The organism is Exiguobacterium sp. AB2 (assembly GCF_000696055.1).
In the GTDB taxonomy this organism is placed as follows: Bacteria; Bacillota; Bacilli; order Exiguobacteriales; family Exiguobacteriaceae; genus Exiguobacterium; species Exiguobacterium alkaliphilum.
Genome location: NZ_JNAA01000014.1, coordinates 27,289 through 47,708 on the forward strand (window position 1 = coordinate 27,289; position 20,420 = coordinate 47,708).

Sequence of the window (20,420 nt, forward strand, 5' to 3'; positions counted from 1 at the left end):
AAAGAAAGCACCCACTCGTCTGGGCGCTTTTTCTCTAGGAGGGATGATGTGATTGCAATCGGTCCATTGAATATCCGGCTCGACCTGCTCGTCTTCATGGTCAGCCTGCTCTTGTTATACATCGGCTTTAGAAAAATCGGGTTGACGGAAAAAGAACGGGACGCCGTCCTCGGCACGTGGTTCGTCGGCTTCCTCGCTTGGAAAGGCAGCGCCGTCTTGATCGGCCTCGTCTCGACCGGCAGCCTGTCACTCGCCTTATACGCTACTGGCGGGAATTGGTCGATCGCCATCGCCGCACTCGTCATCGGACTGTTCGTCTTTCGGCTCGACAAGCAGCTTTACGGCTATTGGGCGTTGTCCGGTCTCGTCTTATGGCTCGGAATGACGCTCACCGTCCCGCGTTACGCCGCGTTCCCCCTTTTTGCTTCACTCCAACCGCTTCACCTATACACGGCTGGGCTCATCGTCGTGTTGATGCTGTTGACGTGGCGTTGGATGCGGACGCCGTCGCGCGGTTCGCTCGTCTGGACGATCACCGGCGCGATGTTCATCTGGGTGTTACGTGAGGGCGCGACCGGGACGTGGCACATGTGGGCGCTCGGATTGTTTATCGGTCTAGTCGTGCTTGCGACGACCCTCGCCCGCCCCACGCGAAAAGCCGTTCAACTCACACTCGGCATCGTCGTCGCGCTCGCCATCATCAATGCGAGTCTGCCCGACCAGACACCGACGCTCGAGGCGACCGCAACGTCCGGATTGAACATCGGTCAAGTGCCCCCGGACTTCGAGTTGAAGCGAACAGACGGCAGTACGTTCCGATTGGAAGACTTGCGCGGACAACGCGTCGTCATCAACTTCTGGGCGTCGTGGTGCCCCCCATGTCGCGCCGAGATGCCCGATATGGCCGCGTTCGCCCGCTCGACCGATGAGGTGACGATCGTCGCTGTGAATACGACGACGAGTGAACGGGATGTCGAAGACGCCACATCGTTCGTCGCCCCGTATGAAGATGCGTTCGAAGTCGTCTATGATCGAGACGGGGCCGTTGCGAACGGATACCGCATCCAAGCGATGCCGACGACGTACGTGCTCGATGAGTCTGGTGTCATCACCGCGAAACAGTTCGGTGCCATCGACAGAGCGTGGCTCGATGCCCGGACAAGATAAAAACCGTCGAAGTTTCGGCGGTTCAGACTGTAGACAAAACATTGTCTGCAGTTTTTTTATTTGTCCGACCGGGCACAGCTCGCTTTTCTGGGGGCAAGCAGGGAGCCGCATCGCTTAACGCTGCTGGGTCTCCCTTTGCTTGCTACTCCCCTAGAAGTCTCGCCATGCCCTTGGTCGGTCCACGCATCCATCCCTCTTTTCGTACCCTCGCCCCTTTTTTATAATGAGAGGTGGAGAACCCGTCATGGAGGCGATGCTACCCTTTGCCGCCCTCAATCTCAAGAAGATGGCAGTCTTGGCATGGAAGAAAGCCCAGCTCGCCTGAACAGGGTCTCGGGCAGAGCGCCTCAAGGCCCGAAAACGAAAAAGTCACGTTTCAGTTCGCCTGAAACGTGACTTTTTCTACAATCTGAACCGCCGAAGTTTCGGCGGTTTTTTAGTGCTTCAAATAACCTTGTGCCTTCAAGAAATCTTTGACGTCGAGCCGAGTCGGCTTCGACAGCATCCGTCCCATCTGAGCAGTCCACGTGTCGTCCCGGCGATTCGCCCCCCGCGCCGCATAGTAGCCATGAATCGTCTCGTCATAATGCGACAGTTGCCGCTTCAGCTCGTTCGGGTCGAGTTCATATGTATTCTCGTGATAGACGTGTTCGAACGGCAAGCGCGGCTTCTGGTCCTCGACGTGGTCTGGGACACCGACCGCGAGCCCGAAGAGCGGCAACACACGTTCCGGCAGGCCGAGCAACTCCTTCACCGCGAACATGTCGTTCCGAATGCCCCCGATGTAACAAATGCCGAGTCCCATCGACTCCGCAGCGACGACGGCGTTTTGTGAGGCGAGCGCCGCATCAATGACGGCGACGAGGAGCTTCTCATCCGTCTCGAGCGTCCCGGTCACATCGGCGTCACGCATGTCTCCGATCACTTCATGGCGATACAAGTCGGCGCAAAAGACGAAGAAGTGCCCGTTGTCGGCGACGTAGCTTTGGTTACCGGCAATCTCGGCGAGCCGTGCTTTCTTGTCTGGATCGGTCACACCGATGATGGAATAGGCTTGGATGAAGCTCGACGTCGAGGCACGTTGGGCACTCTCAACGATGAGCCGAATTTGTTCGTCGGTCAAACGCTCGTCCGTGAACGAGCGGACGGAGCGGTGGTTCAATAACGTTTCGATGACTTGATTCATGCAGCTTCCCCCTTTTGCCTAATCTTGACATAGCGGAACGTTCCCGACAATTTTAGAGACTTCACTCTACTTTCGAAATGATCCAAGGTAACCATAAGACAGGCTCCGTCCCCACATCTTCTTGATTACTGTATGCACAATAGCGCTGCGCTTCTGCGAGCGTCGAGATGAAGCCGTGCTCATTCAATTGGAACGAGAATCGTTCGGCGAAGTCACGCTCTAGCCCATTACTTAAGTATGAGTGGAACGTGCCGTACTCATACCCGAGCACTTCATAACCGAGAGGTCGTCCAAGCGGTTCGTCGTGTTCGTGTCGCAAAATGAACCGCTCGACGCCGTACTGCTCGGGATGGTCCCCAACTTGTCCTTCTGCTAAAAAGTCCGCGACATAGGATACAGGCAGTTTCAGCTCGATGATGTCGAGTTCGATGTGGGTGAAGAAGCGGTCCCGAAACGTCTTGGCGAGTTCAATCGTCTGAAACGTTTGGGGATATCCGAGTTCTCCACTCTCGTGAAACACCTCCACCCATTCCATGAGCAGGAGGAAGTCTTCCTCGCTGAGTCGCAATCGTTCTCGATACGCCTCCTGACGACGTTTCGATGTCCCCCAAAGTACATCAAGCGTGGGGTGTTGCTCACAAATGCATGCACTCGCTGACTGCACGAACTCCGGAATCCGTTGCTCGTCCATATAGTCGGCTCGCTCAGTTCGTTCAATCAGTAAGTAACCTCCACTTCGTACATTCATCTCGACACCGCCTTCTCTAGTATACGCAAAAAAAGCAGAGTGGCGTTTTCTCCACTCTGCTTACGTGCTTATTCTGTCACTTGGCTCAAGAACGGTGTGATATCGACGTTCAACTCTTTCGAGAGACGCTCGCCGAGGTCACGGTCGGCCCGGTAGAAGTTGCAAATCAAGAGAAGGACGGTCTTCTCGTGACGGACTTCTTTGATGTGGGCGACGAGGTTACGGACGAGGCCATCTTTCTCTTCTTGCGAGTAACGACGGTACACTTCGCCTGCTTGACCGAAGTCGTTCGTCTTCTCAATCTTTTGACGACCGGCTACGCCATTGAGCGGTTGCTCCTGTTCAATATACGCAGCATCCGGTCGCGGTGTGTCTTCATAACGGTTCGGTTCATAGTTCACAGTGCTCGTCTGTTGCTTGAACGGCATCGCCCCATCACGCTGGTTGTTCGACACTTGGGCGAACGGGCAGTTGATCGGGAGTTGGAGATAGTTCGCGCCGATGCGGTACCGTTGCGTGTCCGAATACGAGAAGAGACGCCCTTGAAGCATCTTATCTTCAGACGGTTGAATACCAGGCACGAGCACGCCCGGGTTGAAGCCGACCGATTCCGTCTCAGCGAAGTAGTTGTCGACGTTTTTGTTCAATGTCATCGTTCCGACGAGTTGATACGGGATGACGTCTTCGAACCAATCTTTCGTCGCGTCGAGCGGATCGAAGTCGAAGTTGTCCATATCGGCCGGGTCGAGGATTTGAACGTATAAGTCCCACTCCGGGAAGTCGCCTTCTTCGATGGCGTTGAACAAGTCACGCGTCGCATGGTTGAAGTCTTCCGCTTGCACTTTCGCCGCTTCGTCCATCGACAAGTTTTTAATCCCTTGTTTCGGAACCCAACGGAGTTTTACGTACACCGTGTTGCCGAATTCGTTGACCCATTTGAACGAGTGGACAGACGAACCGCGCATATGACGGTATGACGCCGGGATGCCTTCATCACTGAACAAGTGGATGAGCATGCTCGTCGATTCCGGCGTGAGCGACATGAAGTCGAAGAAACGGTCCGGGTCTTGTAGGTTCGTGCGTGGGTCCGGTTTGAGTGAGTGAATCACGTCTGGGAATTTGATAGCGTCACGGATAAAGAATACCGGCAAGTTGTTTCCGACGAAATCGTAGTTCCCTTCTTCCGTGTAAAACTTGACGGAGAATCCACGTGGGTCACGGAGCGTCTCCGGTGAGCCGAGACCATGGATGACAGTCGAGAAGCGAGCGAAAACCGGTGTCTCTTGTCCTTCTTCCTGCAAAAATTTGGCTTTTGTATATCGTTTCATGCTATTTTTAACTTTGAAGACACCGTGTGCTCCGGCACCACGGGCATGCACGACCCGCTCCGGCACGCGCTCACGGTCAAAGTGGGCGAGTTTCTCAATTAGCTGATAATCTTCGAGAAGCGTTGGGCCGCGGCGACCCGCTGTGATAGAGTTGGCGTTATCCCCGATTGGGACGCCTTGGTTAGTAGTTAGACGACGATGTTGATCCATTAATATAGCCTCCTCTTAATAATCATTATTACAAGATTAATAATATTAAAAGATAATAATTATTACAAATAAAACGCTCGAGGCAAACTCGGGCGTTTTTGAAATCGCTCTCAGTTTTTTCGTTTTTCGTGCTGTTCTTTCCGGTGAATCTCCGTCACGAGCAAGGCTGCGATGATACCCCCGAGCGACCCCGCGACGATGTCGACCATTGTGTCGTCATTTCCGTTACCTTGCATCGTCGTGTTCAACACCAAGTCCGACGTGAATTCATACATTTCCCAAAGCGCGGCCCCGGCCATCGCAAAGACGACGATATAGACGAAGACGAATCGCTTCGGCATCTCGAGCCGGATGTCGTCATCGAGTCGGCTAAAGAAGTCATACCCGAGAAACGCGATGAATATGCCGCTTAATACGTGAAGGAATGTGTCCCACCACCCGTTCGAGTATAGGCCGACAATGGAACCTAAATACTGCGAGGCGAACAGGAACAAAATATAGGCGACTTTCAACTTGGCATCGAACGTGGTCTTGAACGTTTTCTCGAGGATAAATGGAATTAACCCGGACACAATCCCCGCAGCAGCGACACTCGCATCGAACCACGCTTCTTCAATGACCGACGCGACAAGAATAATCCCCATGAACAATACAAATCCGAACTCCAACATCCGTCCACGTGCCCATTGCATACGGAACGCCTTCTTTCTATTCGAAGTCTCAGTTTCTGTTTCCCGTTTTTTACATAGCAAGAACAAATTTGATTCGAAATTCACGCTTTTGTCGGATTGCGCATTCTAAAACGGACGCCATACTAAAGAAAAAGGAGTGTGACGAATATGCCCATCAATCCATATTTAAACTTCAACGGAAACTGTCGAGAAGCCGTCTTGTTTTACGCCGATGTATTCGACTATCCGAATCCCGAGATCATGCCGTTCGGTGCCCAGCCCGGTCCAGACGGGAACCCGGTGCCACCTGAGCTGGCCGAGCTCGTCCTTCATGCTCGCCTCGTCGTGCACGGGACGTCGCTCATGTTCTCTGATTCGATGCCGGACGGTCCTGTCACGTTTGGCCAGAACATCACGCTTGCCGTCTTGACTCGTGATCTCGAGGCTATTCGTCGCGAGTTCGACGCACTCGCAGTCGGCGGACGTGTGTTGATGCCGCTCCAAGAGACGTTTTGGACCAAGGCGTACGGCACCGTCGAAGACCGATTCGGCGTTCAGTGGCAATTCAGTTACGAACCCGAAGCATGAAAAAAGGCCCCATCGCGTTTGCGATGGGGCCTGCGTTCATTTCTCGGCAACGAAGAAGATTCGTTCAGCGTTCGGTCCTGGCGCCTTGTCCGTGAAGTCGGCCGTGACCGACTTCACATGAAAGCCCGCACCGATGAGCCACTGCATGTATTGCCCCGGCTCATACGTCCGTTGCTCGTGCGTCTCTTCGACCCGCTCGTACGTCCCGTCCTCGAGGGCGACGAAAAACGTCAAGTCGTGGACGACCGAGAGCGGGGCTTCGCCCGGGTCGGCGAACCAGATGTACGAGCAATCCTCCCCGTTCGACGCGTACGTCTTTTGGTTGAAGAGCGTCTGCATCTTGTTCGGCGAGTGGACGTCGAAGAGGAACGTGCCGCCCGGTTTGAGTTGCTCATAGACGGCTTCGAACGTATCGATGACGTCGGCCTCGTCCGCCAGATAGCAGAGCGAGTCACACAGAATCGTCACGACATCGACCGGTTGCGGCAACTCGAGTTCCCGCATGTCCTGTTGCCATAGCGGCAAGTCGACACCTGCCTCGAGCGCTTTTTCTTGCGCGACTTCAAGCATCGACTCCGACAAGTCGAGCCCGATCGCATCGTAGTGTGCGGCAAGTTGAATCGTCGCAGAACCCGTCCCGCATCCGACGTCGGCGAGCGATGCCCCGTCCGGCACATGACGTCGCACAAACGCGACCCACTCTCCGTAAGGCGCATCTTTCATCAACTCATCGTATACGTAGGCGAACCCTTCGTACGCCATTAACCGACTTCCACTTCGACGTGCGGCGCGTCAGCCCAAAGTTTTTCGAGGTTATAGTAATCACGGTCGTCACGATGGAAGATGTGGACGACGACGTTCTCGAGGTCAGCGAGCACCCAACGTGCCGTGTCCATTCCCTCGAACTTGTGGAGCGGAAGATCGTTCTCGCCCGCAACATCTTTAATTTCACGAGCGATCGCTTCGACTTGCTTCTCTGAGTTTCCGTGGCAAATCACGAAGTAATCTGCAATCGGCGAGATACCTTCCATGTCAAGGACGACGATTTCTTCGGCGCGCTTATCATCAGCAGCCTTTACAATCAATTCAAGTTGTTCTTTTACAGTCATATTGACCCTCCTAAGGTGTTTTCACAAAAGCGTTATATGTCGCAATCGTCAGTGGGAAAATCCGTACCGACTTGTTCAATAAGTGTTGAATCGACTGACGTAACGTCGCGACGACAGCCAACTCGAGTGACTGCTCGGCGACGTCCCGCAATGCTTCAACACCAGGGTAACGCCGGTTCGGTTCAATCGCATCGGCCACAAAGATGACTTGGTCGAGGCGCGACATACCCGGGGAACCGGTCGTATGGTTCTTAATGGCGGAGACGACGGATGCGTCGAGGTCATAGGAACGGTCTAACAAAACTGCCCCGACCGGCGCATGCAAGAGTTCGTCATCAAATTCGAGTAAGGCGAGGTCAAGCTGTTCGTCGAGGACGACTTGACGCATCTCGTCACGGTCCATATATTTCGCATAATCGTGCAACATTGCGGCCAGACGGGCCTGTTCGACGTTCACGCCATAGATTTTCGCCAAGTGTTCCGCCGTCTCGACGACACCGAGCGTATGGATGAATCGTTTCTCTGGCAACGTCTGTTCAATCAACGTTCTCGCTTGTTCATACGTCATACAATCCATGCTCCTTGATATAAGTTTCCACTTCTGATGGCACGAGATACGCAATCGAACGATTGCGTTTTGCCCGCTCGCGAATATCCGTCGATGAGATTTCGAGTTGTGGCATATCGATCGTCCGGACATCGGCCCGTCTCGGGATACGATAACGACTCCCGGGACGAGCGACGGCACCGAACGTGACGAGGGTGACGAGCGTCTCGTAATCGTACCACTTTTCGAGTGATTCGAGCGAGTCCGCCCCAATCAAGAAGAAGAATGTGTCGTCCGGATACAAGTCCCGCAACCGTCTCATCGTCTCGACCGTATAAGACGGCTCGGTCCGTTCGAACTCAATCAAATTGAGTTTAAACGCCGCGTTTGATGCGATCGCGCGCCGGGTCATCTCGATCCGGTCCTCTGCTTGGCTGAACCCGGACTTATGGGGCGGAATCGCCGCCGGCAAAAACCAGACTTCGTCGAGTTCAAGCTGTTCACGCGCCTGCTCGGCAATCAACAAATGACCGAGGTGCGGCGGGTCGAACGTTCCTCCCATCAGTCCGATGCGGCTCATGGGAGTTTGATTTGGCGGTTTTCTTTCTCTGTCGCCTGTTTGTACAAGACGATGACTTTGCCGATGACTTGAACGACTTCTGCTTTCGTCCCTTCCGCAAGCTCTCCAGCCACGTCTTTCGGCGTGTCGGCACAGTTTTGAAGCACTTGAACTTTCAACAACTCACGCTTCTCGAGCGCGTCACTGATATCTTTGCACATCGCTTCACTGACACCATTTTTTTCCGACTTGATAAATCGGCGAGAGGTGGTGTGCCTCTGCACGTAAAAAACGTTTTTGTTTACCTGATAACATTATTTCTATTCCTCCAATAAGCTCTCAATTAACTTCATTCCAACAAATCGATCCGGTTTCACACCTGTCCAAAATTCAAACGCCAAAGCACCTTGTCCGACGAACATGGCTGTTCCGTTGACGATGATCGCCCCTTTTTTAGCGGCTTCTTTTAAAAACGGTGTGACGAGTGGACGATATATGATATCACAAACGACCGTGTTTTGTCGTAACCCATTTAACGATTGCGGCGAATGCACCCCGTCCATCCCGACCGAAGTCGTCTGAATGATGACGTCGTATCGCGCGATGTCAACGTCTGCAAAGGCTTTTGCTTCGATGCCGAACCGTTCGGCAAGACGCTCCGCCCGTTCCATCGTCCGGTTCGTGATGGTGACGTCACGGGTCGGTAGCGCACTGATAATCCCGCGCGCCGCACCACCTGCTCCGATGACGAGCACACGACCGGACCAGTCTGTCAGAGGAGACAGGGCGGCGACGAGACCGGCACCGTCCGTGTTCGTCCCAATCAATTTGCCGTCCCGCTTATACACCGTATTGACCGCACCGGCATCCGTAGCCGCCAAATCGAGTTCGTCAAGGTACGGGATGACGGTTTCTTTATACGGAATCGTGACGTTGAAGCCGTCCCATTCGCCATCGCGCATCGCCTGAAACAATCCGCTCAAGTCTTCTTCGGCGACGTCGAGCGCCTCATAACGCCCGAAAAGCCCAGACGCCCTCAGCCACTGCTCGTGCAGGACGGGAGAGAGCGAATGAGCAATCGGGTGACCGATGACGGCCAGTCTCATACGAGTGCCTCACGCAATGTGACGGCGACTCCTTTTGGTGCCCAGGCAGCGATGCGGCCGCCTTTGCCGTGAATGGCGACCCAACCGAGACCGCTGAAGACGATGTCCGTCTTCACGCCGTCCCGGAGACTGAACTCGTGACGGACGAGCGGCGGCAACTTCTCGAGCGTCTTCTCGTTCGGCGGGTTGAGCATTTGACCGATGTGATTCTCGTACAACTCGTCCGCTTTATCGAGTTTCGTACGGTGCGTCTTCAACTCGTTTGACATGTAGACGACGAATGAGCGCTTGTTGCCTTCCATGTAGTCGAGACGAGCGAGACCACCGAAGAAGAGCGTCTGCTGCGGGTTCAACTGGAACACGTGTGGCTTGATCTCTTTTTTCGGCGTGATCGTCTTCAAGTCTTTGGCGTCGACGTAGTGGGCCATCTGATGGCGGTTGATGATCCCTGGTGTGTCATACAAGTTCGCGTCATCATCGAGCGGGACGTCAATCAAGTCGAGCGTCGTTCCCGGGAAATGGCTGACCGTAATGATCGCCTCGTCCGCTTCGCCGAAACGTTTGATGATTTGGTTGATGAGCGTCGATTTCCCGACGTTCGTACAACCGACGACGTAGACGTCCTTGCCTTTCCGATAATATTCAATCTTCTCGGCGAGCTCGTCGATGCCGTGCCCTTTCTTCGCACTAATCAAATGGACGTCGACCGGGTTCAAGCCGAGTTCTTTCGCCTCGCTCTTCATCCAGTTCGCCATCCGGTTCGGGTTGACGGATTTCGGTAACAAGTCGACTTTGTTCCCGACTAAAAGGACCGGGTTCGACCCGACTGACCGTTGCAGTCCTGGGAGCCAGCTCCCGTTAAAGTCAAAGATGTCGACGATTTTAATGACGAGCGCTTCGCGCGAACCGATTCCGTTCAAGATGCGCAAGAAGTCGTCATCTGTCAGTTCGACGTCTTGAATCTGATTGTAGTGTTTCAGTTTGAAGCAACGTTGGCAAATGACGATTTCGCGATCAAGTGCCGATTTCGGAGCATACCCGACACCAGCCGGGTCTTCCGTTTGAATGAGAACGCCGCAACCGGCGCAATAACGTTTTGTTTCTTCCATAGCATGATTTGCTGTCATTTGAGTTTCCTCTTCTTCATTCACTGTAGCGCCTCGCCGCTACTCCTGAAGCGTTAATTCCGACGCCTTACGCGCCGTACAAGGACAGCCTCCTTCTTCCTGTGCGTTCGAGGTCCTTATTCATCTTTTTTATGTGAATCTTCGGAACGCGAGTGCATCGCTTCCCCGATTTTCTCAGCGACGGCCACTTTGGCCCGCTTCGCATCGACGGCGATTTCCTCGACTTTCTTCGTGATCAATACGTACTTCCCGCGACGTTTCATATGCGCGAACACGACTTTCTCGAGCATGCGATTGAACTTCGTGACGAAACCGTCTGTCTTGACGACCGGTTCGACGTGAATGACGTGGATGCCGGCCATGTTCGCGCCGAGCACGTCCGTGAACAACTGGTCGCCTAAGAAAATCGCTTCTTTCGTCGAATAGCCGTATTTCGCAAGCGCTTGCTTGAAGCCGGACGGCAACGGTTTTTTCGCACGCGATACGTAATGGAGTCCGAGCGGTTCCGTGAACGTCCGGACGCGGTTTTCATTGTTATTCGACACGACGATGACGTCAAGTCCATGTGATTTCACTTTTTCAAGCCAGAGCAAAAGAAGCTCCGGTGCGTGCGGGACGTCCCAAGCCACGAGTGTATTATCAAGGTCCGTCAAAATGACGCGGACACCACGGTCTTTTAATTCTTCAAGGTCGATGTCAAAGACTGACGCGACGAACTGTTTCGGATAAAGTCGATTAAACACGTTTGAATTCCTCCAATTATCTAAAGCGATTCAACTACTCTTATAAGTATTGATATCCCTTCTATGGTAAACGAAAACCGACCAAACGACTAGTGTATCGTTTGGCCGGAATGAAAAAGTTTGAAATTTTCATTGAATCGTGCCGATGGCTTCACCGAGCCGGACCGGACCGATTTTAGACGAATCGATATGGACGCGCCCTTTTTCGAAGCAAAGGACGACGGTCGAGCCGAACGAGAAGTAGCCGACTTCGTCTCCCTTTTCCACGTACGACCCGTCATGGGTCCACTCGATCGTGTTGACGTTCAAGGCGCCGACCATGATGTGTTCATAGACACCGGCAGGGCTATCGAATCGCGTGATGCGGCGATAGTTGCGCGAGAGCGGACGAACCGTCTCCGTCAAGCCGATCTCGTTGACCGGTGCCGAGCGGTCGCCTAGCTCGTAGTGGCTGAGGACGCGCCCGGCGAGCGGGACGTGGACGCGGTGATAATCGCGCGGGCTCAAGTAGAGCACGCAGACGGTGCCGCCTGCATAGCGACGTGCCTCTTGTTGCGAACCGAGCATCTCAGCGAGCGTGTACGATTGGCCCTTCACTTCAAAGCGGCTATCGTCCGTGATATCGGTGACGATGGATAACTTCCCGTCACACGGAGAGACAATCGACTGTGCATCTACGTCAATCAATCGGGCCCCTTCTTTCAGATGTCGAGTGAAGAACGCGTGCAGACTCGGATACGCATCGATTGGGTCTTTCGCTTCTTCAACGTCAATCTTGTACGTTTTCGCGAACGAGGCGATGAGCGGACGGCTATAGTTCGATTCAGCGAACCACCGGAGCCGTTTGGCGATGAACGGGGAGGCGTTCAATTCAAACAACGTCTGGTAGAAACGGCTTTTAATCACTGTTCGCCCTCCTCATTTTTAAAAAATGTCTCATACTGCTGTTCCGATACGGCTCCTTCGATGCGGCCCGTCTCTTGACCGTCCTCAAACCGGATGACCGTCGGCGTGCCGTTGATGCCGTACGTCGTCCAGACGTTATGGTCGGCCAAGTTGATTGAGACAGCATCATATTCTTCAACGAGCGGCTCGATATACGGCTTCACCTGCTCACAGTACTCACAGCCTGTCTGCCAGAAGTAGACCACGACTTCATCTTCTTCTGAGATTTTCGTCTCCAACTCTTCGGCATTGACCGCGTTGACACCCTCTTCTTCATTGGCGTTGTTCAAGAAGAACAAGAGCCCGATGCCGATTACGATGATGGCAGCGATAATGGCAAACGTAATAAAGTTCGCGCGTTTTGCATCATTTTTCATAGTAAGTCCCTCCTAAAATGATATAAAAAGAACTGACTCGACTGTGAGCCAGTTTGATTGTGAACGCCTTACTTCTCTTGGGCGACGTCGCTGATCCCCATATCTTGGTTCACGACATCCAAGAGCACGATAAAGATTGTGATGACCACGCCAAACGCTGTCGCGAGCACCGCATTGAATGGCACGCCGTCGACAGCAGAAATGATAAAGATTGCTGTGTTCGAAAGCAAAATTGCCCAGAACAATGTGACTAAATATCGCATCGAAAGTCCCCTCCATCTCACAGATGATGCATGAATTGCTCATACGAGATTAGTATAGCATTGTTCCTGATAAATGTGCGACCTCGATTGTATATTCTTTCCGTTGAAACCGGAAATATGATACCGTCAGAGAAACAGCACATCGTAGAAAAGAGGATGACTAATGTCACGTTATTTAATCGCAGTAGATTTGGACGGCACGTTGTTACGAGATGACAAGACGATTAGCGACCGAAACATTCGTGCGCTCCAAGCGGCGCGAGATGCCGGTCATGAAGTCATGATTGCGACCGGACGACCGCATCGCCACTCCATCATGTACTATGACCAGCTCGACTTGACGACGCCGCTCATCAACTTCAACGGCGCGCTCGTCCACCATCCGAAAGACTCGTCATACGCCGTGACGCACCGACCAATCCCACTCAAGACGGCGCACGAGATCATCGAGGAAGTGTCGGAGACGAAAGCACACAACATCGTCGTCGAAGTGACGGACCACGTCTACTTCCAAAAAGAACCGCAAGAATTTTATAGCCCCTACGCCGAGCGCGCGCTCAGCGTCACATCGGGCAACTTGCTCAAACACTTACAAGAAGAGCCGACGTCACTCCTCATCCATGCGACGAAAGAGCACGTCGACAACGTCCGTGCACGTTTGAATAAAGTTCACGCCGAGGCCGTCTTGAACCGCCAATGGCGCATGCCGGAGCACATGATCGAAGTCATGAGCCAAAACACATCGAAGGCGCTCGGATTGCGTGAAGTGTCGAAACATCTCGGCATCAACCGCAAAAACATCATCGCGTTCGGCGACGAGGAGAACGACCTCGAGATGCTCGACTATGTCGGCACCGGCGTCGCGATGGGGAACGCCATCAGCCAGTTGAAAGCCGTCGCGAACGAAGTGACCGCGTCGAACATGGAAGACGGCATCGCCATCTACCTCGAAGAAAAACTCGGCATCAAGGCATAATCAACACACCGACTGAATGCAGTCGGTGTGTTTTGCGTTCGGCTCTAAAACTCGGTCAAATAAAGCGCCACAAATAGTCGTCAAAAATCTTAATCATGACTTTTGGGGTGTTCGCGATGTATACATTGATTTGTTCCACGTTCGAGTCGACTGGATTCGTATCGCGTTCATCTGCCGGGAAGTCAGAGATTCCTTTGACAATGATACACTCGACGTCATTTTTTTTGCAGATATACGCGATGGCGCCCGCCTCCGTATCCGCGATGGTGATGTCGTGTCCTTTCAGTTCCAAATAATCGTTCCACATCACGACCGCTCGATCGGCCGTCGCGATGGTACCGGTTAAATAATCTTCCCCGTAGTTCGTTAGTTCAATGTCGACGATGAACGATGGTTTGATGAGCGGCTCTACTTCTTTGACCGTACAATCGTATTGAACGGCGCGATGCGGGACGAAGATATCCAACGGGTCAAACGTATCATCGATTCCGGCGCACGTCCCAGCCACGATGACTTTTACTAAATTGAACCGAGACATCATGTATTGATTGGCACCGACCCCGTTAGCTTTCCGCACACCGGTGCTATAAAAAACAAGTTCGACGTCATTAAGTATCCTCCTGAAATACTCGCCATACGGGTAACTGAACCGCTCATCCGCTTTGACGTCATAGTACTCCAATGTCGCTTCATATTCCCATTTCGTCGCAATGCTGACTCCAATCATCACGCGTCCCCCTCACACTTGTTTGACCTCTATCTATACAATAACCCCTGCTGAGTGTTCAGCGGGGGTTATTTTAGCGTCGAAACGCACCTTCGACATCTTCGGTCGGAACCATGTTGATGAAGACGGTCGGATCGGCATCCTTACAGATGCGCGTGATTTCACGAACTTCGTGGCGCTGGGCGACCATCATGAGCGTCGCCTTTTCGACTTTTGAGTACGTGCCGATCGAAGGCATGAGCGTGATGCCGCGGAAGACGTGTTGATGCAACTCTTTCGTCACTTCGTCCGGATGGCTCGTGACGATGAAGAGTGTTTGACGCTGCGTGTTCGTATAAATCTCGTCGATGACTTTCGACGTCACGTACAAGAAGACGATTGTATAAAGCGCAGTCTGCCAACCAAATAACGCACCGGCCCAAAGTGCGATCATCATGTTCATGAGGAACAAGTAGACGCCGACCGAATTGTTCGTGAATTTCGCCAAGATGAGGGCTACGATATCGAATCCACCGGTCGAGGCGCCGAAGCGAATCGTGATCCCTGAACCGATGGCGAGCAAAACCCCGCCGAACACGGCGTTCAAGAGCGGATCGTCCGAGAGGAGCTGCGATTGTGGAAGCACACGAATGAACACGGTGACTGCCGCGACACTGATGAGTGTATGAATCATCATGTTCTTGCCGAGCATGAAGTAGCTGACAATGAGTAGCGGCACGTTTAAGACGAAGAACCAAATTCCTTCCCCGAGCTCAAACGGTGTCCCCGCAAACAGTTGCGTAAAGATTTGGGCGAGCCCTGTAAATCCGGTCGAGTATACCCCCGCCGGGATTAAAAATAATGTCATGGATAATGCAACGAACACTCCCCCAATAATCGAAACGATTCCGATGCGAGCATGTTCTTTAACGGCTTCCGTCAAGTTTTGTCTCCCCTTTCAAAAATAGCTAAGAATCAAGATAACATAGATTCCAAGCGCTGCCTATCATTAAAATAATGCAATCTGTAGAGGCATGATGAAAAAAAACAAGCCGGCCGAAGCCGACTTGTTGTACTGACGCATTTGATTACGCTTTCACTGTCTCGATTGTCACGGCATCGTTTGCCGGGACGTTGACGACATTTCCATAGACCGTGATGGAAACGTCCGTGCCGCCCGTCTGCTTGATCGTCACATAGTCACGCGTCGATGTGATCGTCAAGTGATGGCCGCGCCAGAGCATATTGAATGAATAGCCGTTCCAATCCTTCGGAATCATCGGGCTGAACGTAAGCTCGTTCTCATGGGCACGCATGCCGGCGAAACCGTGCACGATTGACATCCACGAGCCGACCATCGACGTGATGTGAAGACCGTCTTCCGTGTCGTTGTTGTAGTTATCGAGGTCGAGTCGTGCCGAACGTTGGTACAACTCGACCGCCTTGTCCTCGTAACCGACTTCAGCCGCGATAATCGAGTAGACGCAAGGCGACAAGCTCGACTCGTGGACCGTCCGCGGCTCATAAAAGTCGAAGTTGGCCCGCTTCTGTTCGACCGTGAAGCGGTCGCTGAACGTATAGAGCCCTTGGAGCACGTCCGCCTGCTTGATAAAGTTCGAGCGGAGGATGCGGTCCCACGACCAGTTTTGGTTGAGCGGCAAGTGTTTCGGATCGAGATCTTTCACTAAGATTTGTTCTTTATCCATGAAGCCGTCCTGTTGCATGAACACGTCTGGGACGAGGTCGTCTTTCGGATAGTACATCTTCGTCTGGATATCGTTCCACTTCGCAATCTCTTCGTCCGTGATGCCGAGCGTCGAGACGAGCTCTCCAAGACGAGCCGGCTCCGCTTGTTTCAAGTAGTTGTACACCTCTTGCGTGTATTCAAGCGTCCACGCGGCAATCAAGTTCGTGTACCAGTTGTTGTTGACGTTGTTATCGTATTCGTTCGGACCTGTGACGCCTAGGATCATGTAGACATCTTTGTGCGGGACAAAGTTGACACGGCTCGCCCAGTAACGCGAGATCTCGACCAATACTTCAAGTCCGTATTTCCCGAGGTATGACTTATCGCCTGTGAAGTTCGTATAGTTGAAGATGGCATGTGCGATGGCGCCGTTCCGGTGAATCTCTTCATGCGTGATCTCCCACTCGTTGTGGCACTCTTCCCCGTTCATCGTCACCATCGGATAGAGGGCACCTTCCATCCCGACGTTTTTCACCGAGTTCTCTTTCGCTTGCGGCAATTGGTTGTGGCGATATTTGAGCAAGTTCCACGACACTTCTGGTTTGGTCGTCGCCAAGTAGAAGTGGAGGCAATACGCTTCCGTGTCCCAATACGTGGCACCGCCATATTTCTCACCGGTGAACCCTTTCGGTCCGATGTTGAGACGTGAGTCCTCGCCTGTGTACGTCTGATACATATTAAAGATGTTAAAGCGAATGCCCTGTTGTGCTTCGGCGTCGCCGTCGATGCGGACGTCCGCGTCCTCCCAACGTGCGAGCCAAGCGTCCGTCTGCTCGGCGAGGAGCGTCTCAAAGCCTTTCTCAAACGCCATCTCGACGCGTCGCATCCCTTCCGACTGGAGCGCCTCGACGTCGTAATCACGATTCGTGACGACCGAGACGTATTTGTACGCCGTTGCCGTCTCACCGGCTGGCGCCGTTACCGTGAACTTGTTCGCGACGAACAGGTCGGTCGCTTCGAGCACTTCACAGCGCGCGCCTTCGACGTCTGCAATCATCGAAGCCGTCACGTGCCAATCGAGCTTTTTCGTCTTCGTCGTGACAAAACCGAAACGCTCTTCGACACCGTGTTCGACTGGCAACCAGAACTTCTCATCATAGTTCGAGTCCTCGTTGACGACATCACCGTCCAAGTATGGCGTAAACTCGATTTTCGCCTCGTAGTTGATCGGCGTGACGTTATAACGAATCGCTAAGATTTCTTTATCGACGATCGAGAAGAAACGGACGACTTCCACTTTCGTCTCTTCCGTCCCGTTCAACAATGTGAACGTCCGCGTGAGGACGCCACGTTGCATATCGAGCTCGCGGGTGAAACCTTTCACTTCCCATTTCGCCAAGTCGACCGCTGTCCCGTTAATGGCAACACGAAGTCCGATGACGTTTGTTGCGTTCAACACTTTTGCGAAGTATTCCGGGTACCCGTTCTTCCACCAACCGACGCGCGTCTTGTCCGGATAATAGACGCCCGCCACATAAAACCCTTGGTGCGTATCGTTCGAGTAATCTTCTTCAAAGTTGCCGCGCATCCCCATATGACCGTTCCCGAGCGAGGTGATCGACTCGGCGAGACGGTTCTCTTTCGGGTGAAGCCCTTCTTCCGTTACTTTCCATTCATCGACTGCAAACAATCGTTTCATCTGTCTGCCACTCCTTTTTCTCTACAAGGCTACTCCTCGATAGACAACGGAATCATGCAACCGCTTGTCTATGAAAGCGCTGTATTTCAATCTCACCTCTCATTTTACACGACTCAACGAAGAATGCAATCGTTTGCATAAACTTTTTTCTTACTTTTTGGAGCAAACAAAAAACCTACCACCTTTTCAAGAAGGCAGTAGGTGCTCTAGTCACTTGTCTTGGTCGCGCCCGAACGCCGCGTTCGCTTCGTGCCCTTCGAACGCCGGGTTGTTTCCGTCATTGAACCCCGTGTCGGGTTCATCGAGAATCAAGGCGTAGCCTCCGTTTAAAATATCGCCATACGCGCGGTTGACGTCGTCGTCAGCGAGACCGAGGTCGAGCAACGCCCGCTTCACTTCCTGCTCGCCTTCGGCCACACCCGCGAACTTTTGCATCCAGTTCGCGCTCGCTGCTTCCACTTTTGCGTCGGTGTTCCGTTTGACGAGCGAGACGTCATCTTTGTCTCTCGCGACGACATATAAGTCGCTCTCCTCATAGCCTTCCTCGGTCAGTTGATCGATTTTGGCGACGAGGGCCGCCTCGTCTTGGTATGTGTCTACAAATCGACGTTTGCTCATCGTGTCTCATCCTTTCGGGTTGTCTGGTCATGAATCGTGACGTCGGCCTGGCCGACCTCGGTCACTTCAATTTCTTCTTTACGGAGCGTCTCCGTCATGGTTTTCACGTCTTCGGTCACTTGTTTCCGGACGATAATCTCTTCGACGACGACAGGACGTTTGACGATGAACGCCCGTTCCTCGATGACTTGAATCCGGAGATGGTCCCCTTCGTCAATCGTGCGAATGCCGGGCTGATTAAAGTCATAGTCCTCGAGCACGTCTTCTGACCCTGGTGTCCGCTCCACATGAACCTGTTCCCTGCGGACCGGGACTTCAATCTCTTGAACTGTCTCCGCGACGTGTCGATTGATGACGACCTCGCCCGTTTGAACGGCTTGTTTCTCGACGGTCAAGCGTTCCTCGTGCAAGGCAAGCGTCTGTTCTTCCGTCTCCGGTTCTGATTTCATTTTCGGGCGGCCGGCCTCAAGCGATTGGTCGCCACGGTCGGCATCGACGTACAAGAAGAGTCGTCCCTGCTCGACTTCCTGAGCGAAGCGATCCTGTTGCTCCTTCGTGAGCCGCATGCTACCAAGCCAGCGTTCAATCGGTCGCTCGCTCGATGTGACGAGTGAGGCGACCGTACCCGGTTCGTCGGTGACGAGCACATATAACTTCGACTGGCATCGGACCGCGTCCGCGACGTCGGCTCGTTTGACGAGGACGTACATGTCCTCTTCGGCGTATCCTTCTCGTTTCAAATCGACCGTTCGATTGAGCAGCGCCTCCGGCTGGTCAAATACTTCAGAGATAATCGCATGTTTCATGGCATTGATTCCTCCTATGGTTACTTGGCGAAAAAAAGGATGGTCCCTCAGAGAGAGCCATCCTTGTCGAGGTACTTGGTCAATCGATTACAGGCGGTCACGCTCGTCGCGACGTTTGCGATCGAGATCATGATCGCGATGGCGAAGGTCGTCTTCCCCTTCGATATGCGCTTCTTCTTTACGCAACGTCTCACGTACCGTTTCCGTATCTTTGACTTTCTCTTTGCCGACGATGATTTCTTCGGCAACGACATCTTTCTTCGTCACATCGACACGTTCTTCCGTGACCGGTACGCGAATCTCATCGCGGTCAGTCGTCGCATCGAACGAATGTCCTGTCGCTTCACGGTCCCCATCGACACGGCGACGTTCGACATACACTTCATCGTGCTCGACTTCGACATCGACGCGTTCTTCGCGTTCGACGACATCTTTCTCGACGCGAACTTCACCAGTCTGCACACGTTCCTTGTTCACAAGGAGACGCTCTTCGTGCAACTCGAGTTTCTGTTCGTCCGTCAAGTCCGTACGGTTACGGATGTCCTCATCCATATCGTTGAAGCGGTTCGAGTTGACGCCTGCACCTGTTGCACCGATGCCGGCACCGGTTACGCCAGTCCCTGTTCCGAAGTCACGCGCGGTCATATTGCCCGCTTCGTTACCTTCTGATCCGTAACCTGCTGATGTGCGGCCGCCTTCGAACGTATCGTTACGTCCGTCGTCAAACACGCCGTCATTCTTGTCGAGCAAGAGGACCATGCCGCCGTTTTCGATATCTTGGTGATGACGCGCCGTCTCTTCTTCTGAGAAGCCGAGTTTATCGAACGTGTGACGTACTTCGTCTCCGCCGTCTGCTACTCCGAAGAAACGATCGAGCCATGACGCTTTCGTTTCTTTTACTTCTGCATCCGTTTCGCCGCGAACCATCGAAAGGTTCGACTTATCTTTCACAACGACGTACAGATCGTCTTCGCGATGCCCTTGGGCGCGAAGTTCATCAATTTTTGACACAAGCTCTGACTCCTGATAGTAAGTGCCTACATAACGTTTGTTATCCATGATTGTATCTCCCTTTCAAATTCTTTATTTTTTTGGTTATTGGCTGGGCGAATTCGTAATGATCTGCCATTCGGCCGGTAATGTAGATGTTCCCTTGCAATTCCGTTTCATGCATTTCTTTCACGATTGTAATCTATTTGTAACGATATGACTTTTGACCGATTGATTCCGCTTCTATTATATGCATCCGGATTG

The 20,420-nt window shown here is 52.9% G+C and carries 23 protein-coding genes and 1 pseudogene; 3 read left to right on the forward strand and 21 right to left on the reverse strand.

Annotated elements, in window-relative coordinates; all coding sequences use genetic code 11:
- The first annotated feature begins 48 nt into the window (after positions 1 to 48).
- Complete coding sequence (locus DI14_RS01650; RefSeq protein ID WP_034804385.1) at positions 49 to 1,167, forward strand: TlpA disulfide reductase family protein; 1,119 nt, start codon at positions 49 to 51, stop codon at positions 1,165 to 1,167.
- Positions 1,168 to 1,603: 436 nt separating this feature from the next.
- Here the strand turns inward: DI14_RS01650 and nfsA are convergent, their stop codons facing one another.
- The 4 genes from nfsA to DI14_RS01670 form a co-directional block, all read right to left on the reverse strand.
- Complete coding sequence (gene nfsA / locus DI14_RS01655; RefSeq protein ID WP_034804387.1) at positions 1,604 to 2,353, reverse strand: oxygen-insensitive NADPH nitroreductase; 750 nt, start codon at positions 2,351 to 2,353, stop codon at positions 1,604 to 1,606.
- A gap of 61 nt (positions 2,354 to 2,414) precedes the next feature.
- Positions 2,415 to 3,101, reverse strand: a complete 687-nt coding sequence (locus DI14_RS01660; RefSeq protein WP_051622496.1) for a hypothetical protein — start codon at positions 3,099 to 3,101, stop codon at positions 2,415 to 2,417.
- A 68-nt stretch (positions 3,102 to 3,169) separates the two neighbouring features.
- Complete coding sequence (locus DI14_RS01665) at positions 3,170 to 4,639, reverse strand: catalase (protein WP_034804389.1); 1,470 nt, start codon at positions 4,637 to 4,639, stop codon at positions 3,170 to 3,172.
- A gap of 110 nt (positions 4,640 to 4,749) precedes the next feature.
- Positions 4,750 to 5,331, reverse strand: a complete 582-nt coding sequence (locus tag DI14_RS01670) for a hypothetical protein (RefSeq protein ID WP_034804393.1) — start codon at positions 5,329 to 5,331, stop codon at positions 4,750 to 4,752.
- 147 nt (positions 5,332 to 5,478) lie between these two features.
- Between DI14_RS01670 and DI14_RS01675 the strand changes: the two genes are divergently transcribed.
- Positions 5,479 to 5,898 (forward strand): VOC family protein, encoded by a 420-nt coding sequence (locus tag DI14_RS01675; protein ID WP_034804396.1) that lies wholly within the window; start codon positions 5,479 to 5,481, stop codon positions 5,896 to 5,898.
- A gap of 36 nt (positions 5,899 to 5,934) precedes the next feature.
- Here the strand turns inward: DI14_RS01675 and DI14_RS01680 are convergent, their stop codons facing one another.
- The 11 genes and pseudogenes from DI14_RS01680 to DI14_RS01730 form a co-directional block, all read right to left on the reverse strand.
- On the reverse strand, positions 5,935 to 6,660 hold the full coding sequence (locus DI14_RS01680; RefSeq protein ID WP_034804398.1) for a class I SAM-dependent methyltransferase: 726 nt from the start codon (positions 6,658 to 6,660) through the stop codon (positions 5,935 to 5,937).
- Positions 6,660 to 7,007 carry a ribosome silencing factor gene (gene rsfS / locus DI14_RS01685; RefSeq protein WP_034804400.1) on the reverse strand — a complete coding sequence of 116 codons (348 nt, stop codon included), beginning with the start codon at positions 7,005 to 7,007 and terminating at the stop codon, positions 6,660 to 6,662. Before rsfS ends, DI14_RS01680 begins: the two co-directional genes overlap by 1 nt.
- A 10-nt stretch (positions 7,008 to 7,017) precedes the next feature.
- Entirely contained in the window at positions 7,018 to 7,575 is a 558-nt protein-coding gene (gene yqeK, locus DI14_RS01690; RefSeq protein WP_034804402.1) for a bis(5'-nucleosyl)-tetraphosphatase (symmetrical) YqeK, read from the reverse strand.
- The gene (locus DI14_RS01695) at positions 7,565 to 8,134 is read right to left on the reverse strand and encodes a nicotinate-nucleotide adenylyltransferase (protein WP_034804405.1); all 570 of its coding nucleotides are present in this window, start codon (positions 8,132 to 8,134) and stop codon (positions 7,565 to 7,567) included. Before DI14_RS01695 ends, yqeK begins: the two co-directional genes overlap by 11 nt.
- Positions 8,131 to 8,428 (reverse strand): annotated as a pseudogene (gene yhbY, locus DI14_RS01700) (ribosome assembly RNA-binding protein YhbY). Before yhbY ends, DI14_RS01695 begins: the two are co-directional and overlap by 4 nt.
- Positions 8,429 to 8,433: 5 nt before the next feature.
- Positions 8,434 to 9,219, reverse strand: a complete 786-nt coding sequence (gene aroE / locus DI14_RS01705) for a shikimate dehydrogenase (RefSeq protein WP_034804407.1) — start codon at positions 9,217 to 9,219, stop codon at positions 8,434 to 8,436.
- Positions 9,216 to 10,328: a ribosome biogenesis GTPase YqeH gene (yqeH, locus tag DI14_RS01710; protein WP_034804410.1), complete on the reverse strand. Its 1,113-nt coding sequence runs from the start codon at positions 10,326 to 10,328 to the stop codon at positions 9,216 to 9,218. The genes aroE and yqeH overlap by 4 nt, the downstream gene beginning before the upstream one ends.
- 134 nt (positions 10,329 to 10,462) lie before the next feature.
- Entirely contained in the window at positions 10,463 to 11,089 is a 627-nt protein-coding gene (locus DI14_RS01715) for a YqeG family HAD IIIA-type phosphatase (protein WP_034804413.1), read from the reverse strand.
- Between the two features lie 129 nt (positions 11,090 to 11,218).
- On the reverse strand, positions 11,219 to 11,995 hold the full coding sequence (locus DI14_RS01720) for a phosphatidylserine decarboxylase (protein ID WP_051622497.1): 777 nt from the start codon (positions 11,993 to 11,995) through the stop codon (positions 11,219 to 11,221).
- Entirely contained in the window at positions 11,992 to 12,411 is a 420-nt protein-coding gene (locus DI14_RS01725; RefSeq protein WP_034804415.1) for a co-chaperone YbbN, read from the reverse strand. The genes DI14_RS01720 and DI14_RS01725 overlap by 4 nt, the downstream gene beginning before the upstream one ends.
- A gap of 68 nt (positions 12,412 to 12,479) precedes the next feature.
- Positions 12,480 to 12,674: a YjzD family protein gene (locus tag DI14_RS01730; RefSeq protein ID WP_034804417.1), complete on the reverse strand. Its 195-nt coding sequence runs from the start codon at positions 12,672 to 12,674 to the stop codon at positions 12,480 to 12,482.
- 163 nt (positions 12,675 to 12,837) lie between these two features.
- Between DI14_RS01730 and DI14_RS01735 the strand changes: the two genes are divergently transcribed.
- On the forward strand, positions 12,838 to 13,650 hold the full coding sequence (locus DI14_RS01735) for a Cof-type HAD-IIB family hydrolase (protein WP_034804418.1): 813 nt from the start codon (positions 12,838 to 12,840) through the stop codon (positions 13,648 to 13,650).
- Positions 13,651 to 13,705: 55 nt separating this feature from the next.
- Here the strand turns inward: DI14_RS01735 and DI14_RS01740 are convergent, their stop codons facing one another.
- The 6 genes from DI14_RS01740 to DI14_RS01765 all read right to left on the reverse strand — a co-directional run bounded on the left by DI14_RS01740 (position 13,706) and on the right by DI14_RS01765 (position 20,225).
- Positions 13,706 to 14,377, reverse strand: a complete 672-nt coding sequence (locus DI14_RS01740) for a permease (protein ID WP_034804419.1) — start codon at positions 14,375 to 14,377, stop codon at positions 13,706 to 13,708.
- 73 nt (positions 14,378 to 14,450) lie between these two features.
- Entirely contained in the window at positions 14,451 to 15,299 is an 849-nt protein-coding gene (locus tag DI14_RS01745; protein ID WP_034804420.1) for a YitT family protein, read from the reverse strand.
- Between the two features lie 145 nt (positions 15,300 to 15,444).
- Positions 15,445 to 17,742 carry a glycoside hydrolase family 65 protein gene (locus DI14_RS01750; protein WP_034804421.1) on the reverse strand — a complete coding sequence of 766 codons (2,298 nt, stop codon included), beginning with the start codon at positions 17,740 to 17,742 and terminating at the stop codon, positions 15,445 to 15,447.
- Positions 17,743 to 17,952: 210 nt separating this feature from the next.
- Positions 17,953 to 18,360, reverse strand: a complete 408-nt coding sequence (locus DI14_RS01755; RefSeq protein ID WP_021066661.1) for a general stress protein — start codon at positions 18,358 to 18,360, stop codon at positions 17,953 to 17,955.
- Entirely contained in the window at positions 18,357 to 19,166 is an 810-nt protein-coding gene (locus DI14_RS14950) for a YsnF/AvaK domain-containing protein (protein WP_051622498.1), read from the reverse strand. Before DI14_RS14950 ends, DI14_RS01755 begins: the two co-directional genes overlap by 4 nt.
- Positions 19,167 to 19,253: 87 nt before the next feature.
- Positions 19,254 to 20,225 (reverse strand): YsnF/AvaK domain-containing protein, encoded by a 972-nt coding sequence (locus tag DI14_RS01765; protein WP_021066663.1) that lies wholly within the window; start codon positions 20,223 to 20,225, stop codon positions 19,254 to 19,256.
- Positions 20,226 to 20,420 lie beyond the last annotated feature (195 nt).